The organism is Nocardia thraciensis (assembly GCF_054782435.1).
The window spans coordinates 68,988-85,761 of record NZ_BAAGSM010000033.1; the positions used below are offsets into that span (position 1 = coordinate 68,988).

Here is a 16,774-nt window from a genome sequence, read left to right on the forward strand (position 1 = left end):
AGAACGCAGTGCTGGAGCTCGACCATTTCAACCACGGCCTGTTGACACCCATCCTGGCCTATCTCATGTCTTTCATCGGCTCCGTGCTCGGCCTCCGCTGCGCCGTCCATGCCCGCTCGTCTCGCTGGCCCGGCGGCTGGCTGGTCGCCGCGGCGGTGGCGCTGGGTGGTTGCGGCATCTGGGTCATGCACTTCACCGCCATGCTCGGGTTCTCCATCCAGGGGATGACGCTGCGCTACGACGTGCCGCTCACGCTGCTCAGCGCGGCCATCGCGATCGTGGTGGTGTGGATCGGGCTGTCCATCGTGGTGCGGGTGCGGCGCGAGATCCTGGCCCTGCCGATCGGCGGCGCCATCACCGGCGTCGGGGTGACGGCCATGCACTACCTGGGCATGTCGGCCATGCACGTGGGGGCGCACGTCGAGTACGACATCACGCTGGTCGCGCTGTCCGTCGTGATCGCGGTGGTGGCGGCGACCGCGGCGCTGTGGTTCATGCTGCACGTGCACGGCTTCGGGGCGACGCTCGGCGCGGCGGTGATCATGGGCCTGGCGGTGTGCGGCATGCACTACACCGGCATGGCGGCCATGAGTGCCCAGCACGGCAACCACGGCGCGGTGACCAAGGGCGTCGAACCGGTGCAGCTGCTCACGCCGCTGATCATGACCGTCACGCTGATCACCATGATGTTGATCGTGCTGGTCGGCCTCGCCGAGGTCGACGCCCCGTCCCGGCGCGACTCCGACGCCGACGAGGAAGCGCTGGTCGACAGCGGCCGCAGTTGGCCGCGCCTGGACCCGTACTCCGAGGCGCCGAGGCCGGCTCCGGCCCCGCAGCAGCCGGTTCCCACGGCGGTCAGCTTGCGGGCCGCCAGCCGCGCCGCCGACCACCATCCGGGCGGCTCGCCGCGGTAGCGTGACCGAAATGCCCAGTGCCGCATAGCCCTCAGCCCCGCCCGGTGTGAGGGTGGGCGGAGGGCTGTGCTGAAATCACTGTGGACGCGTGATGGACAGCGACAACGAAGGTCACTCCCGATGGGCAAAGTGTGGCGCCGCAGGCAGCCGGACGACGACTACGGCCTGCTGGTGACCGTGGCAACGGTCTTCGACGAGGTCACCGCCGCCGACGTGCGGCAGTTGCTGCGCGAGCACGGCATTCGGTCCACCCAGGCCGGGACCGGCCGGGGCCGCCACCGCAGGCGCATCCTCGTCTTCCCCGAGGACGCGGGCCGCGCCTACGACGTGCTCTTCCTCCACACCACCTGAGCACACCCTCGTCACTCCGCGCGCACGCCCAGCTCATTATTTCCGCGCGCACGCCCCGCCCACTATTTCCGCGCGCACGCTCAGCCATTTTTTTCCACGCGCACGTCCAGCCCATTATTTCCGCGCGCACGTCCGGCCCATTCTTTCCGGCGTGCTCTTGGCCGGAATCCCCTCTCGCACAGGCGTACTCACGTCCCTCGGCGCGAATCCCGCCCGAGTTCGGCGAGCCGGTGCAGGACGGGTAACGCGGACGACAGCGCGCGGCGTTCCTCGTCCGACAGGTCGGCGAACAGCGGCCGCAGGTGTTCGACTCGGTCGGCACGGCGCGCCGCACCGATTCGCCGCCCCGCGGCGGTGATGTCCACCAGCGCGGCGCGCCGATCGGTGGGGTCCGGGCGGCGATCCACCAAGCCCTCGCGCTCCAGCCGCCCGATGAGCTGGGTCAGTCCGGGCTGGCTGATCTGCTCGGTCTTCACCAGGTCCGACAGGCGCATCGGCCCAGCGGAGGCGAGGGTATCCAGCACCGACAGCGTCGTGAACGACAGCCGTTCCGCGGTGGGCAGCCGGATATAGAAGCGGTTGAAGTTCTCGAGCGCCGTCGCGAACACGTCGACATCCAGGTCGTCGGAGGTGTCGTCCATGCTCGAAATATATCCGATACTTATATAAATTACTTATGTATACTCCGTGTCGAACCCTCGAATCACAGCGGGAGCCACGATGAGCCGACACACGAGCGCCACCCACGTCTCCGAGCCGGGATCTTTTCCGTTGCGGCCCACACCGATTCACGTTACCGACGAGGTGCTCGACGACCTGCGGCAGCGCCTGGCGCTGACCCGCTGGCCCGAGGACGCCGGCAACGAGGACTGGTACTACGGCGTGAACCGCGCCTATCTGCAGGGCCTGGTCGACTACTGGCGCACGGAGTACGACTGGCGGGCCGCCGAGGCGCGCATCAACGCCTACCCGCACTATCGGGTCGAGATCGACGGCGTGCCCATTCATTTCATGCGCCGCCCGGGCGCCGGGGCGAATCCGACACCGCTGATCCTCACGCACGGCTGGCCGTGGACGTTCTGGCACTGGTCCAAGGTGGTCGACCCGCTGGCCGATCCCGGAGCGTTCGGCGGCGATCCGGCCGACGCGTTCGACGTGATCGTCCCGTCGTTTCCCGGGTTCGGATTCTCCACTCCCCTGCCGGGCCGCCCTGACATGAACTTCTGGAAGGTGGCCGACCTGTGGCACCTGCTGATGACGCGGACGCTCGGCCACGCGAAGTACGCCGCCGCGGGGTGCGATGTCGGTGCGCTGGTCACCGGGCAGCTCGGGCACAAGTACGCCGAGGAGCTGTACGGCATCCATATCGGCTCGGGCCTGAAGCTGAGCCTGTTCAACGGCGACCGGGCGTGGGATTACAGTGGCGGGCAACCGATTCCGGAGGGTCTGGCGCCGGAGGTGCACGAGCGGATCCTCGAGTTCGACCGCCGCTTCGCCGTCCATCTCGCCGCGCACATGCTCGACTCCAGCACGCTGGCCGTCGGGCTGTCGGACTCGCCCGCCGGAATGCTCGCGTGGATCCTGCGGCGCTGGAAGTCCTGGAGCGACAACGGCGGCGACCTCGAGAGCGTCTTCGGCGCCGACGAACTACTCACGCACGCAACGATTTTCTGGGTGACGAATTCGATCGGGACCTCGATCCGCACCTACGCCAACAACAACCGCTATCCGTGGGCTCCGTCGCACGATCGGTGGCCCGTGATCGAGGCGCCCACCGGAATCACCTTCGTCGGCCACGAGAATCCGCCGGGTGTCACGACCGATCGCCGGGTCGAGCACTTCCTGGCAAGTGACCGAGCCGCCTGGTACAACCTGGTCAATCCCACGGCCCACGATCGCGGCGGCCACTTCATTCCGTGGGAGCTGCCCGGCGAGTGGGTCGACGATCTGCGCCGGACCTTCCGCGGGCGGCGGTAGCGCGGTCAGAAGCGGCGGGCGCCGCTGGCGGGCATCTCCGACAGGTCCGACATCACCACGCCGGTGCTGTCGGTGCTCGCGTGGATCACCTTGCCGTCGCCCGCGTACAGAGCGGAGTGGCCGCCACCGTAGAACGAGACCAGATCGCCGCGCTCGAGTTCGTCCAATCCGACCGGGGCGCCGGTAGAGAGCTGCCCTTGGCTGGTGCGGGGCACGTCGACACCAGCCTGGCCGTAGGACCACTGCACCAGGCCCGAGCAGTCGAAGGCGTCCGGGCCCGCCGAGCCGTATCCGTAGGCGGCGCCGAGCTTCGATTCGGCGGCCTCGACCGCGAGTTCGCCGCGGCTCTTTTCGGACCTGGCGGCCGGGGCCGCGGGCGCTCCGGGATCGTTCATTCCCGGGGCGGGGAGCATCGAACGAATATCGACTCCCGGGAGGGCCGACTGTAGGCCGTTCACCATTCCGGTAGCCACAGAATTCGGATCGGCCACATTATCGGGAATGCCCGCCGATTCACCCTCGTCGCGAGTCGAAATCATTGTTCCCGGAATTTCCGCTGGTGTCTGTACCTCGATCGATCCGATTCCCGGAACGGACACCGGCTCCGCCGGTGCCTGTCCCGTGGTCAACAGTAGGGCGCCCAGCGCACCGAGCACGACCGCCAGCACCCACCACAGCATCCGCCGCAGATAGCGGATATATCGGACTTCGTCGGTTCCAGTCATGATGCGGTCCTCCGATCCTCTCATCGAGAGCCGAGTGGCCCTCGAACAAGTTCGAAAAACTTCACCGTGCACTTACCAAGCGGATCCGAGGTGCCATGATTCGCCCGCCGCAATACGAATGCAAGGAAATAAGATGGATAAAGTGATAACAAGCCGATAAACAATCGGTAACCAACAGATCTCGAAGAAATGCCCCGCATCGGATTGTTTTCCGATGCGGGGCATTTATATTCGAACTCAGACGGTGATCTGCTCCTCGATCTCCGCCGCCACCGTGCGCAATTTCGCGGCGAATTCCCGGGCCGCGGCGGGATCACCGATGGAGCCCTCGACCACCCGGCGCGTCAGGGCGGCCAGCCGGGATTCGACGGTGCTGAACAGATCTACCGGGGATGCGGGCCGATCCTCGGACACCTCACCGCGCACCCATGCCTGCAGCCGCCGCACCGCCTGATCGGAATCGAAACGCTCGGGCAGCACGGCCACGGCCTCGCGCAGCTTGCCCGCGGTGATTTTCACCTCCGCGGCCGCGAGCGTGGCGTAGACGGTGACCGCGGCCTGTTCGCCGTGCGATGCCGCCACCGGCAACAGCTCCCGGATCTGGCCCTCGTTGATGCCCGGCGCCATCGGATGCAGCTTGGCGGCCAGCGGCCACGCCCGAATCAGCTTGTGGGCGTAGGAGCGCTGCATATCCCACCGCTGCTCGACATAGTCGTCGAAGGTGGCGTAATCGCTGCGGTACAGCCGCCCGTCGCGCACGATCTGCAGCGCGCGACCGGCCGCCCAGAACGCCAGGCGCAGCGTGCCGATCGAACTCTCACAGGCCGACAGCTGGGCCTGCTCGCCGTCGCTGAGCGGCCCGTCACCGGCGGCGGGCAGCGGCATGGTCAGCACGTTCTCCGCCGGGCCCGCACCGGCCGGGACCACGGTCAGGTTCCGTTCCGACCGCCGCCATTCGGCGTCGCGCAGCGGCGAGAGGGGCGGAGTGTGCTCGGCGGTGTCGGCCAGCGGATCGACGGCGACGGCCGCATTGCCGACGGACTTGCCGCCGATCATGGATTTCCTGCGTTGCGGAGCCATCAGGCGGGCACCTCCAGCGCGACGCGGGAGGGGCCGACCGATTCGTCGCCCACGTGCCGATATCCACCCAGATCGTGCGGTGGATTCTCCGCGCCCTCGCCGACTTCCCCATCGGCGGCCTCGCGGTACCACTTCCACGCACTCACATAGGATTCGAAGACCTCGTATCCGGCGTCCTCCCCCTGCCCGCGCTGGGCGCGATATTCGGTGGAGACGTTGACGCCCAGTGTCACCACCAAGGGCTTCGGCAGGTCCAGTGATGCGGCAGAATTCGTCACGAACGTTCCTCCTTTGGTGAGGAGAGCAGCACTGTGCACCGACCAGTCTTACACGGATGTCATTCGAAGCCGCAGATTCATGCACTGCCTCTCCCGGTGTGTGTCCAATTGGACACGCCCCTTCGGGACCGAGCCACAACGCGCACCTCTCGACGCCTACACCGACTGCTCCCGCTGTCATTCCGGACGTGCTAGAGCAGGGCGTTGAAGGTAGTCAAGGAAGTTGTCCATTGTTGCTCTAGGCGGTTGCCTCGCTACAGTGGCACCGTGCATCGAATCTTCAAGTCCACTCCGCCCCCCGCCGCCTGAGCGGGGTGGTTCACGAGCCGGGCGGTTGTCTGCCGCGCGGCCGTTCCATAGCACCGGATGGTCGGATCACCGAAGCATCGGATCACCGTAGTCGCTGATCGCAGTACCAGCGCGCGCCCGATAGCGGTACCGACAGCAACTGCCCCGCGTCGTCGTCATCCCTTCCTTCGACGCAGGAGCACCATCACCATGTCTGTGGACACCGTCGCGCCCGCGCGCGACCGATCCGCGGCGGCCTTGATCGCCGCCGGAATCCTCTGGGGCACCGGCGGTCTCGCCGGATCCCTGCTAGCCGACCAGGCGCGGCTGCATCCGCTGTCCGTGGCGGCCTACCGGCTGCTGCTGGGCGGCGGGCTGGCCGTCGCGCTGCTCGCCGTCTCCGGCGGCCTGCGCGCGCTGCCGCGCACCCGAGCCGCCACCGGCCGGGTCCTGCTGACCGGCGGGCTGCTCGGCTGCTTCCAGGGCAGTTATTTCGTTGCCGTGCACTATCTCTCGGTCAGCATCGCGACCATGGTGACCATCGGGATGCTGCCCGTGTTCGTGGCGCTCGGCGCGGCGGTGCGCGATCGGCGGCGGCCCGCCGCGATCACCCTGCTGTCCATCGGCGTCGCGGTGACCGGGCTGGTGCTGCTCACCTGGTCGCCGGGCGCCGGTGCGGGCGGCTGGCGTCTGGGGGCGGGTATCGCCTTCGCCCTGCTCGCCGCGGCCGGATTCGCGACCCTGACGCTGATCACCACCACGCCCGTGCCCGGCCTGGACCCCTTGCGCACCACGGCATTCGGCATGCTCACCGGCGGCCTGCTGCTCACTCCGGCGGCACTGGGGTTCGGCATGGCGCTGCCGATGCGCCCGAGCGTGCTGCTCACCGCGGCCTACCTCGGCAGCGCCCCGACGGCCATCGCCTACACCGCGTACTTCCGCGGGTTGCGCACCGCCGCACCGGTTTTCGCGGCGCTGGCGGCGCTGTTGGAACCGCTGACCGCGGCGCTCCTGTCGGCACTGCTGCTCGGCGATCGGCTCGGTGGCCTGGGGTGGTGCGGCGCCGGTCTGCTGATCTGTGCCCTCGCGATCAGCTACCGGCGATAGCCGAAGTCCGCACCGGCAGCAGGTCCCCCTCATTTCGGACCTGCTGCCGGTGCGGCTGCTCACCGAAGCCAACGAGTACCTCCAACTCAGGGGGTCGCCGGGGACAACGGGGCCTCCAGTTCAGGAGACCGTTGGCGAATCCGTCGGCTCGCCTCCCCGCGCCAGCAGGGAGTGGCGGCGGCTGTAGCCGAGGTAGATGACCAGGCCGAGGGCGAACCACACCGCGAAGCGGGCCCAGGTCTCCGGCTTCAGGTAGGTGATCAACCAGATCGAGAAGCCGATGCCGACCAGCGGCACGATCGGCATGAGCGGGGTGCGGAAGGTGCGGGGCAGGTCGGGCTGCCGGTAGCGCAGCACGATCACCGCCGCGCACACCACCACGAACGCCAGCAGAATGCCGATATTGGTCAGCTCGGCCGCCTCCGCGATCGGCAGAAACCCGGCGATCAGCGCGGAGATGATGCCCGCGATCCAGGTGATGCGGGTCGGCACGTGGCGGGTCGGGTGGGTCTTGGCGAACCACTGGGGCAGCAGGCCGTCCCGGCTCATCGAGAACCAGATGCGGGTGACGCCGAGCATGAAAGTGAACAGCACCGTCATGATGCCGACGATCGCACCGGCCGCGATCAGGCTGCCCAGGCCGGGCAGCCCGACCGACTCGAACGCCGACGACAGTCCGCTCTTCGGATTGATCTCCGTGTACTTCTGCATGCCGGTCAGCACCAGGCACACCAGCACGTAGAGCACCATCGAGATCGCCAGGGAGATCAGGATCGCCTTGGGCAGATGGCGTTTGGCGTCCACCGACTCCTCGGCCGCCGTCGACATGGCGTCGTAGCCGAAGACCGCGAAGAACACCGTCGACGCGCCGGTCACCGCCCCGCCGAAACCGAACGGGAAGTACGGGCTGTAGTTGCCGTTCTTGATGTAGAACGCGCCCGCCACGATCACGATCAGCACCACCACGACCTTGATGCCGACCACGACGGTCTCGAACCGCGCCGCCGCCTTGATGCCTCGGGTGAGCAGGAACGCGATCAGCAGGCACAGCAGCGCCGCGAACAGGTCCACCTTGTGCCCGGCGCCGGTGCCCGGCGCGCCGAGCATCCACACCGGCAGCGTGACGTCCAACTGCTCCAGCAGGAACGAGATGTACCCCGAGATGCCGATGGCCACGACCGCGACGATGGCGGTGTACTCGAGTAGCAGATCCCAGCCGATGAACCAGCCGACCGGTTCGCCGAGCACCGCGAAACCGTAGGTGTAGGCGGATCCGGCCTTCGGGATCAGGCCCGCGAACTCGGCATAGGACAGCGCCGCCGCGGCACTGGCGATACCGGCGATGAGGAACGAGATCAGGACGGCGGGGCCGGCCTTCTCGTTGGCGACCGCACCGGCGAGGGAGAAGATGCCCGCGCCGATGATGCCGCCGACACCGATGGCGGTCAGCTGCCACAGGCCGAGGGCCCGCTGCAGGCCGCCGGAGGGCTCGTCGTCGATCAGCTCGATGGGTTTGCGGCGGAAGATCTCCCGCATCGCTGAACTAGCTGGCATGTGGTTGCTCCTTGTACTACCGGTTCGGGGCAGTGTAAATGTGAGCGATAACACGCCTGTTGTCCAGCTCCATGAATGAACGTCGCGGATTTCATTCGGCCGAACAAAGCCGGAGGGCGGGCGGGGTATGCATCCGGCGGGCGGCTCAGGCAGGTTCGCTGCCCCCGCCGGCCATCGGACCGTCCACTGCCGGACTCACCGCGCACCTCCCGCGGGTATCGCCGCGAGGGCCACCGTGATGTTGTCGCTGCCCCCGCCGTGCAGCGCGACCTCGACCAGGTCGCGCGCGGACCGCAGCGGCGCCGACGCGGTCGCGACGGCGGCCAGCCCGGCGGGATCGGGCAGGTAGTTCCACAGTCCATCGCTGCACAGCAGCAGCGCACCCGGCCCGCGCACACGCAGCGAGTGCACGGCCGTCTCGGCGGGAACGAGCTCGGAATCGGCGCCGAGCCAGCGCATCAGGGCGTGTGCCCGGGGATCCCGCATCGCGGTCTGCTCGTCCATGCCGCCCGCGTCGACGAGCAATTGCGCGTAGGAGTCGTCGGCGGTCAGCCGTCGCGAGGCCACGCTGTCGCCGGGGCCGTCGCCGCGCAGCCAATATGCCCGGCTGTCACCGACACTCGTCACAGTGATCTCGAATTCCCCGCCGCCGCAGGCCTGTAGCACCGCCGCGACGTAGGTGCACGAGGGCGAGTGACCGTCGGCGATCGACACCCCGCGTACCGCCTCGAAAGCGGCCTCCAGACCGTCGATCACGGCCTCGGCCGCGGTGCGGTCCGCGGCGAGCGCGGCCAGGCAGGCATCGACCCCCGTGCGGGCGGCCGTGCCTGATGCCACCTGCGGGTCGTCGGAGGTCGATACGCCGTCGCACACCGCGATCACGATCGTGGGTCCGGAGGCGTCGTCGAGGACCGCCGCCGCGACCGCGTCCTCGTTGCGCGCGTGCGCGATTCCGCGATCGGTGATCAACTGCACCACGCCCAGATCGGCCTCGGCGCGGTCGGGCGGCCGGTGCCGTGCCCCGCAGCCCGCGCAGTAGCGGTCGTCGAAATCCGTTCGGCCGCACTGATCACAGGCGGCCGCCGGGTCGATCGCGAGATCGGGCAGCGCGGTCCGGTGCACGGCCAGTTCGCGGCCACACTGCTCGCAGAATCTGTCGGCCGCCCCGATGCGCTGCCCGCATCCCGGACAGTGCAGCCCGGTTACCAATTCACCCACAAGCACCCCATTCCCTGCGTGGCGAAGTCGGCGCCTTCACAGCGCCGACCTCGGACGGATCGCGTTGGCGCGGTCGAGAAGTTCGAACCGCGCCCACATGTCTCGGCGACGGTCAGCACACGCATCGGCCTCGCCTACCCCGTGTAGCGGGGAGTCGGGGCTCCCGGGGAGGGGCCGAGCGCGTCGAGGTGTTCGGCGTAGAGGCGCTGCCAGGAGCCGTCCGCGCGCAGCCGGTCGAGGACGCCGTTGACGAAGCGCACCAGATCGGGCTCGCCCTTGGGCACCCCGACCGCGTAGTTCTCGAACCCTAGGCCGTCGCCCACCACCTGCAGGTTGCGGTCCTGCTCGGCCAGCCCGATCAGGATCGACTCGTCGGTGCTGATCGCGTCCACCTGGCCCTGCTGCAGCGCCACCAGGCAGTCGGTCCAGTTGTCGACGCCCAGCACCGTCGGCCGGTTCGACAGCGTGAACAGCGGCCGGGAGGAGTTGGAGCCGAAGGTCACGCACACCCGCCTGCCGCTCAGGTCGGACAGCCCGCGAATGCCGGAGGTCCGCGGCGCCAGGATCCGTTGCGCCGCACGGTAGTACACGCTCGAGAAGTCGACGTCGCGGCGCCGCTCGCAGGTCACGGAGAAGGTGCGCACGACGAGGTCCACCTGCTTCTGCTGCAGGGCGGGCACCCGCTCCGCGGTCGACAGCGAGCGCAGCTCGATGCGATTCGCATCGCCGAACAGCTCGCGCGCGATCTCGCGGGCCAGGTCGATATCGAAGCCTTCCAGCTGCCCGGTGGCAGGATTGCGGAATCCGAACAGATAGGTGTTCTGGTCGACGCCGACGGTCACCCGTCCCTTCGCGAGGATCCGCGCGAGCGCCGAATCCGGCGGCAGCGCACCGGATCGCGGGCCCGGCCGCAGGCTGGCCTCCGCATCGCACCCGCTGTCGGGAACCATCGGGTTCGTGATCTCGCGGGCCTTCGGCGGCAGCGGGTTGACCGGGGACACGGGACCGGAGCGCGGCACGGCCGCATCCGCACCACAACCGGCCAGCAGCGCCACCGCGGCGACGGCCAGTACCGCCCACAGTGCCCGCCGGTGCGGGTTCGGCAGGGCGCTCACAGGAACTCCTTCAAACGCGGCCAGAGCCCGGCGACCACCCCGGCGGCCGCGACGACCATCAGCGCCAGTGTGCCCACGGCGGCGCCGATCCAGGCGTCTCCGGCGGAGTCGATCTGTTGGCGCAGTTGCACCCTGGACCCGTCCAGCCCGGCGCGCAGCGAGCCGTCCAACTCGGCGAAGCGCAGGGCCGAGGACTCCGGCCCGGTGCCGATGGCCTGCTCGACGGCGGCCGGGTAGTTGGCCGCGTTGTAAAACTCGAGTTGTCGCTGGTGACCGGCCGACCATTGCGAGAACTGCTGCTGCATGGGCGAATTCGGCGCGGAGACGCTCGCCAGCTCGTCACGCAGCCGCGCCGTCTTGACCTTGAATGCCTCCTCGGTCTCCTTGGTGTCGCCGCGGGTGATCAGTTCCAGGGTCTCGTCCGTGCGGGCCTGCTGCGCGAGAATCCGCGCCTGCGCCAGATTTTCGCTGCGCGCCGCGGGCCCGCCCGAGCCGGTGTCCACCGCGTTGTGCGAGACGACGGCGGCGATCAGGATCCACAGCAGCACCAGCGCGGCCGCGGCGGCGCCGGCCACCACGCCGAGGTTGTAGCGGCGATTGGTGCGCCGCAACAGGATTCGGGATACGAAGACGGCACCGACGATGGTCACCACCAGCAGGATCAGCGAGAACCACGGCAGGCCGGTGATCGCGGGCTGGTCGGCCCGCAGCGCGGCATGCCGCTGGTCGGTGAGTTTCGCGGCGCTGGGCAGCAGGGAACTCTGCATCAGGCCGGACGCCTCGCGCAGGTAGGCCGAGCCGACCGGGAAGCCCTGCCGGTTGTTGGCCCGGGCGGACTCCACCAGGCCGGTGTACGCGGGCAGGTCCGCCGCGATGCGCGCGGCCACCTCCCGGGTGTGCGCGTCGCCCGCGGTCGCCGTCGCCAGCGCATCGGCGGCATCGGCCAGCGCCTGCTGGTACTGCCCTCGGATCTGCGGCGATTCGATGCCGCCGGACAGGAATGCGGTGGCCGCCGAGGCGTCGGCCGCGGACAGCGCCACATACAGCCGCTGTGCGGCATCGGCCAGCGGTTCCGAACGCTGCAGGGCCGCGTCGCGCCGAGCGGTCTTGCCGCTCAACTCGTTTGCGCTCACCAGGCCGGTGACCAAGCACAGCAGGACAGCCGCGAGAGCGATGGCGACAATCGCACCGGGCGTCGTCGCGGCGAATCGCCGCAACCATTCCGCGCCGTTGCGGACCGTCGCCGGTAGGCGAAGTCCCAAACTCCCTCCCCCTCATCCTTGTCACGCGAGGCACCGGGCGTTCATCCGACGCGGAGAGAGGCAGCGCGAATATCTCTCGGCGTGCCCGGCGGTCGCGCCGGAGTCTCGAACGCGATCGTACGGGAGCGGAATCCGATTCGCTGCTCGATCGCGGCCGCACCGAAACCGAGACCGAATGGCAAGAAGATCGCCACCATTTCGGCCCGCAACGCGCCGGATCCGGCGTAGAGTACCGAGCTGTCTTCCGAGCCCACTGCCGTGGCTCGATCCTCTTTTACGAACTGTCAGGGTGAGAGCGATGCCCTTTCTGGACCGCCGCGAAGCCGGGCGACGGCTCGTCGAACGCCTGCGCGCATTTCGCGGTCCGGACACCGTCGTACTCGGGTTGCCGTGCGGCGGTGTGCCGGTCGCGTTCGAGGTCTCCTCTGCGTTGCGTGTGCCCTTGGATGTCGCGGTGGTGTGCAAGCTCGAGGTGCCCGGCCGACCGCGGCTGGTCTTCGGTGCCGTCGCCGAATCCGGTGCGCGCGTGGTAGACGACGATCTGGTGGTGCGCGCGTTCATCACCGCGCCGGAACGGGCGCGGGTGGAACGCCAGGCGCGAGAGACGGTGCTGCGCAACAGCGCTCGACTACGGCGCGGTCGCCGGCCGATGCCGGTGGCCGGGCGCACCGTGATCCTCGTGGACGACGGGGTGACGACCGGGAATGCCGCGCGGGCGGCGTGCGAGGGGGCGCGGGCACAGGGCGCGGCACGGGTGGTCTTCGCGGTCCCGGTGGGATCCTGCCGCCCGATCCGGGCCCTGGCGAGCTACGCGGACAACGTCGTCTGCCTGGAGACGCCGGCGCTGTTCCACACCCTCGGCCAGTGGTACCGCCACTTCGACGAGGTCCCCGAGCAGACGGTGCGCGAGCTGCTGAACCGCGCGGCCGACCAATTGCGGGACCAGCCGCCCACCGAGCCCATCAGAACCTCCTGAAACAGGTTCTAGACACTTTCGACGATTTGTCTTATCTTCGAGACATGCAAGGCAATGTGTCTCACGCGGCTCGGTTCCGGCTCCGCTCGGGTGAAACCTGGCGCGATCCCTGGACCATGTACGCCGCATTGCGCGAGCACGACCCCGTCCACCACGTGGTCCCCGAGGGCCGCGAGCACGAGGACTACTACGTGCTGTCGCGCTACGCCGACGTGTACGAGGCGGTGCGCGACCCCGAAACCTTCTCCTCCGCACAGGGTTTGACCGTCGACTACAACAACCTGACCGAGATCGGACTCGGTGCGAACCGGCCCTTCGTATTCACCGACCCACCGGATCACACGCTGTTCCGGCGGCGAGTGGCCAAGGGTTTCACGCCGCGCCAGGTGCAGGAGATCAGTCCGGCCGTCCGGGAATTCGTCGTCGAGCGCATCGAACGACTGCGCGCGAACGGCGGCGGCGATATCTCCGCCGAAGTGTTCAAGCCGCTGCCGACCATGGTCGTGGCCCACTATCTCGGTGTGCCGGAGGAGGACAGGTCGAAGTTCGACGAATGGAGCGAGGCCATCGTGGCGGCCTCGGCCATCGGCGGCGTGCTGCAGGCACAGGCCGCGGTCGGGGAGCTGACGCAGTACTTCGCCGGGCTGGTCGAACGCCGCCGCGCGGCGCCGGGTGACGACACCGTCTCCCATCTGCTGGCCTCCGGCCGGGCCGCGGACGGCGACGTGGGCGGCGTCCTGCAGATCCTCGGTTTCGCGTTCACCATGATCACCGGCGGCAACGACACGACCACCGGAAATCTCGGCGGCGCGGTGCAATTGCTGACCGAGTACCCGCGCGAGCGGCGGCGGCTGCTCGACGATCCGGACCTGATACCGGGCGCGGTCGACGAGTTCCTGCGGCTCACCTCGCCGGTGCAGGGGCTGGCGCGCACCACCACCCGCGACGTCGAGATCGAGGGCGTCACCGTCCCCGCGGGCCGCCGCGTGCTGCTGCTGTACGCCTCGGCCAACCGCGACGAGCGCGAATACGGTTCCGACGCGGGCCGACTCGATGTGACGCGGCGGCCGCGCAACATTCTCACCTTCGGCAACGGCAACCACCACTGCCTCGGCGCGGCCGCCGCGCGGATGCAGGCCACCATCGCGCTGCGGGAACTGCTCGCCCGCTGCCCCGACTTCACCGTCGATCTCGACGCGGTGCGCTACACCGACGGCAACTACGTGCGCTGGCCGGTCAGCGTCCCCTTCCGGGCGGCGGCGTGAGCGGGCGGGGAGTCGACCCGGCCGAGCGCATTCTCGACGCCGCGGCCCGCCTGTTCGCCGAGCGCGGCGTGGCCGCGTCCGGAATGGCCGACATCGCCAAGGCCGCCGGGTGTTCGCGGGCCACGCTGTACCGGTACTTCGACAGCAGGCAGGCGGTCCGGCTGGCCTTCGTACACCGCGAGGCGCGGCGAATCGGGGCGGCGGTGCTGCGGACCACCGACGCGATCGAGGACCCCGGGGAGCGCCTCGTCGCGGGGGTGCGGGAGGCCCTGCGCCTGGTGCGCGCGGATCCGCTGCTGATCGCGTGGTTCCGGCCCGGCGACGCCGGACTCACCGGCGAGATCGCGGCGACCTCGGAGGTGATCACGGCGATCGCCGGCTCGCTGTTCGCCTCGGAAGACCGTTCCGGACAGCAGGATTCGGTGCTCGCGGGCTGGCTCACCCGGATCATCGTGTCGCTGCTCGCGGTCCCGGGCCGCGACGAAAGGGAGGAGCGGGCCATGCTGGAGCGGTTCGTCGCCCCGCTGGCCGTCCGGGCGCGGGCCCGCACCGACTAGCGGCAGACCGGCAGCACGCGGGGCTTGCGCGGACGTGCACCGACCCACAAGGGTGGTGGTATGGATTCGCTGATCATGTCCGCCCGTGATATCGAGTTCCTCCTCTACGAGTGGCTGGACGTGACCGGGCTGACGACCCGAGAGCGCTACCGGGAGCATTCCCGGGAGACCTTCGACCAGCTGCTGCGGCTCAGCGGCGAACTCGCCGCGAAGTACTTCGCGCCGCACAACCGCGACGGCGACCTGCACGAACCCACCTTCGACGGCGAGAAGGTGCACCTGCTGCCCGCGGTGAAGCGGGCGCTCGACGCGTTCAACGAGGCCGGATTCGTGGGCGCCGCGATGGACGAGCGGGTGGGCGGGACGCAGCTGCCGCATACCGTGCTCACCGCCTGCATGGCATGGTTCTACGCCGCCAATGTCGCCACCACCAGTTACGCCATGCTGACCATGGGCAATGCGAATCTGCTGGCGGCGCACGCCTCCCCGGAGCAGATCGATCGTTTCGTGCGGCCGATGCTGGCCGGGCGCTACTTCGGCACCATGGCGCTGTCGGAGCCGCAGGCGGGTTCCAGCCTGGCCGACATCACCACCAAGGCGGTGCCGCAGGACGACGACAGCTACCGGTTGTTCGGCCGCAAGATGTGGATCTCCGGCGCCGAACACGAGCTGTCGGAGAACATCGTGCACCTGGTGCTGGCCCGAATCCCCGACGCACCGGCGGGCACCCGCGGCATCTCGCTGTTCATCGTCCCGAAGTACCTACCGGCCGAGGACGGTTCGGCGGGCGAGCACAACGACATCGTGCTGGCCGGTATCAACCACAAGATGGGCTGGCGCGCAACGGTCAATACCGCACCGGTTTTCGGCGACGGCGCCTTCACCCCCGGCGGGCGGCCCGGCGCCGTCGGCTATCTCGTCGGCGAACCCCATCGCGGCCTCGCCTACATGTTCCACATGATGAACGAGGCCCGGCTGGGCGTCGGCCTGTCCGCTACCGCCCTGGGCTACACCGGGTACCTGAAGTCGCTCGACTACGCCCGCGGCCGCCCGCAGGGCCGCCCGATCGCGAGCAAGGGCCAGGCCACCCCGCAGGTTCCGATCGTGCGGCACCCCGATGTCCGGCGCATGCTGCTCGCGCAGAAGGCCTATGCCGAGGGCGCGCTCGCGCTGCAGCTGTACTGCGGCACGCTGATCGACGAACAGCGCAGCGCCGCAACCGATGCCGAGCAGCAGCGCGCCACCACCCTGCTGCGGGTGCTGACCCCCGTCGCCAAGAGCTGGCCCAGCCAGTGGTGCCTGGCCGCCAACGATCTGGCCATTCAGGTGCACGGCGGCGCCGGTTACACCCGGGACTACGACGTCGAGCAGCACTACCGCGACAATCGCCTCAATCCGATTCACGAAGGCACACACGGGATTCAGAGCCTGGACCTGCTCGGGCGCGCGGTCACCGCCGACAGCGGCGCCGCGCTGACGCTGCTGCTCGAGACCATCGGCGGCACGGTGGCGGCGGCCCGCGCCACCGCCGACGGCGAACTGGGCGACTACGCCGATGCGCTGCAGCAGGCGGCCGGTCGCGTCGCCGCCACCACCGGCCTGCTCTGGAAGGATATGAACCCCGATGTGGCGCTGGCGAATTCGTCGGCGTACCTGGAGGCGTTCGGGCACGTGGTCCTGGCCTGGATCTGGCTGGAGCAGGCCGTCGCCGCGCACGGCCGCAGCGGATCGTTCTACGACGGCAAGCGCGCGGCGACCCGCTATTTCTTCCGCTGGGAACTACCCCGCACCACACCGCAGTTCGACTTGCTCGATTCGCTCGACCGCACCACCCTCGATCTCGACGACGCCTGCCTGTGAGTCGACTCGATCGGGAATCTCCAGCCCACCTGACAGATTGAGAACGCCGTCATCGGGGTAGCCATGAAGATGAAGCGCGCCTTACGGCCGGTGGAGCGGCCGGGGCGGCGCTTGCGCGACTACCCGGACCCGCACCGTCTTTGTCGCTTGCGACAACACCAAATACATTCGGTGCTAGGGTGATACGCATTCAATCCCACGGTGGCAACGACGCCTGACCGTACCCGTACTGGGCCTCCGGCCCACC

The 16,774-nt window shown here is 69.1% G+C and carries 16 protein-coding genes; 8 read left to right on the plus strand and 8 right to left on the minus strand.

What is annotated here, in order from left to right; all coding sequences use genetic code 11:
• Window positions 1-8 precede the first annotated feature (8 nt).
• Both ACYVLQ_RS21450 and ACYVLQ_RS21455 read left to right on the plus strand, forming a co-directional pair.
• Window positions 9-914 carry an MHYT domain-containing protein gene (locus tag ACYVLQ_RS21450; RefSeq protein ID WP_460699299.1) on the plus strand — a complete coding sequence of 302 codons (906 nt, stop codon included), beginning with the start codon at window positions 9-11 and terminating at the stop codon, window positions 912-914.
• A 120-nt stretch (window positions 915-1,034) separates the two neighbouring features.
• Window positions 1,035-1,265, plus strand: coding sequence for a hypothetical protein (locus tag ACYVLQ_RS21455; protein WP_460699300.1), 231 nt, complete (start codon window positions 1,035-1,037; stop codon window positions 1,263-1,265).
• A gap of 188 nt (window positions 1,266-1,453) precedes the next feature.
• Here the strand turns inward: ACYVLQ_RS21455 and ACYVLQ_RS21460 are convergent, their stop codons facing one another.
• On the minus strand, window positions 1,454-1,906 hold the full coding sequence (locus ACYVLQ_RS21460) for a MarR family winged helix-turn-helix transcriptional regulator (protein WP_460699301.1): 453 nt from the start codon (window positions 1,904-1,906) through the stop codon (window positions 1,454-1,456).
• Between the two features lie 79 nt (window positions 1,907-1,985).
• Here ACYVLQ_RS21460 and ACYVLQ_RS21465 point away from each other — a divergent pair, with 79 nt between their 5' ends.
• Window positions 1,986-3,242 carry an epoxide hydrolase family protein gene (locus ACYVLQ_RS21465; protein WP_460699302.1) on the plus strand — a complete coding sequence of 419 codons (1,257 nt, stop codon included), beginning with the start codon at window positions 1,986-1,988 and terminating at the stop codon, window positions 3,240-3,242.
• Window positions 3,243-3,247: 5 nt separating this feature from the next.
• On the opposite strand, the gene ACYVLQ_RS21470 is transcribed toward ACYVLQ_RS21465, so the two are convergent.
• The 3 genes from ACYVLQ_RS21470 to ACYVLQ_RS21480 all read right to left on the minus strand — a co-directional run bounded on the left by ACYVLQ_RS21470 (window position 3,248) and on the right by ACYVLQ_RS21480 (window position 5,325).
• Window positions 3,248-3,967, minus strand: coding sequence for a C40 family peptidase (locus ACYVLQ_RS21470; RefSeq protein ID WP_460699303.1), 720 nt, complete (start codon window positions 3,965-3,967; stop codon window positions 3,248-3,250).
• A gap of 237 nt (window positions 3,968-4,204) precedes the next feature.
• Window positions 4,205-5,047: a hypothetical protein gene (locus ACYVLQ_RS21475; protein ID WP_460699304.1), complete on the minus strand. Its 843-nt coding sequence runs from the start codon at window positions 5,045-5,047 to the stop codon at window positions 4,205-4,207.
• Window positions 5,047-5,325, minus strand: a complete 279-nt coding sequence (locus ACYVLQ_RS21480; protein WP_460699305.1) for a hypothetical protein — start codon at window positions 5,323-5,325, stop codon at window positions 5,047-5,049. Before ACYVLQ_RS21480 ends, ACYVLQ_RS21475 begins: the two co-directional genes overlap by 1 nt.
• A gap of 498 nt (window positions 5,326-5,823) precedes the next feature.
• Between ACYVLQ_RS21480 and ACYVLQ_RS21485 the strand changes: the two genes are divergently transcribed.
• Window positions 5,824-6,720: a DMT family transporter gene (locus ACYVLQ_RS21485; protein ID WP_460699306.1), complete on the plus strand. Its 897-nt coding sequence runs from the start codon at window positions 5,824-5,826 to the stop codon at window positions 6,718-6,720.
• Window positions 6,721-6,840: 120 nt separating this feature from the next.
• Here the strand turns inward: ACYVLQ_RS21485 and ACYVLQ_RS21490 are convergent, their stop codons facing one another.
• The 4 genes from ACYVLQ_RS21490 to ACYVLQ_RS21505 form a co-directional block, all read right to left on the minus strand.
• Window positions 6,841-8,274 (minus strand): amino acid permease, encoded by a 1,434-nt coding sequence (locus ACYVLQ_RS21490; protein WP_460699307.1) that lies wholly within the window; start codon window positions 8,272-8,274, stop codon window positions 6,841-6,843.
• Between the two features lie 195 nt (window positions 8,275-8,469).
• Window positions 8,470-9,492, minus strand: a complete 1,023-nt coding sequence (locus tag ACYVLQ_RS21495; RefSeq protein ID WP_460699308.1) for a PP2C family serine/threonine-protein phosphatase — start codon at window positions 9,490-9,492, stop codon at window positions 8,470-8,472.
• A 134-nt stretch (window positions 9,493-9,626) separates the two neighbouring features.
• Window positions 9,627-10,598 carry a glutamate ABC transporter substrate-binding protein gene (locus ACYVLQ_RS21500; protein ID WP_460699589.1) on the minus strand — a complete coding sequence of 324 codons (972 nt, stop codon included), beginning with the start codon at window positions 10,596-10,598 and terminating at the stop codon, window positions 9,627-9,629.
• A 5-nt stretch (window positions 10,599-10,603) separates the two neighbouring features.
• Window positions 10,604-11,869: a hypothetical protein gene (locus ACYVLQ_RS21505; RefSeq protein ID WP_460699309.1), complete on the minus strand. Its 1,266-nt coding sequence runs from the start codon at window positions 11,867-11,869 to the stop codon at window positions 10,604-10,606.
• Between the two features lie 298 nt (window positions 11,870-12,167).
• Here ACYVLQ_RS21505 and ACYVLQ_RS21510 point away from each other — a divergent pair, with 298 nt between their 5' ends.
• Genes ACYVLQ_RS21510 through ACYVLQ_RS21525 form a run of 4 tightly spaced genes read left to right on the plus strand, consistent with a single transcriptional unit; the run spans window position 12,168 to window position 16,527 of the window.
• The gene (locus ACYVLQ_RS21510; protein ID WP_460699310.1) at window positions 12,168-12,845 is read left to right on the plus strand and encodes a phosphoribosyltransferase; all 678 of its coding nucleotides are present in this window, start codon (window positions 12,168-12,170) and stop codon (window positions 12,843-12,845) included.
• 44 nt (window positions 12,846-12,889) lie between these two features.
• Window positions 12,890-14,110, plus strand: a complete 1,221-nt coding sequence (locus ACYVLQ_RS21515; RefSeq protein ID WP_460699311.1) for a cytochrome P450 — start codon at window positions 12,890-12,892, stop codon at window positions 14,108-14,110.
• Window positions 14,107-14,667, plus strand: coding sequence for a TetR/AcrR family transcriptional regulator (locus ACYVLQ_RS21520; protein ID WP_460699312.1), 561 nt, complete (start codon window positions 14,107-14,109; stop codon window positions 14,665-14,667). Before ACYVLQ_RS21515 ends, ACYVLQ_RS21520 begins: the two co-directional genes overlap by 4 nt.
• 60 nt (window positions 14,668-14,727) lie before the next feature.
• On the plus strand, window positions 14,728-16,527 hold the full coding sequence (locus tag ACYVLQ_RS21525) for an acyl-CoA dehydrogenase (protein WP_460699313.1): 1,800 nt from the start codon (window positions 14,728-14,730) through the stop codon (window positions 16,525-16,527).
• Window positions 16,528-16,774: the final 247 nt, after the last annotated feature.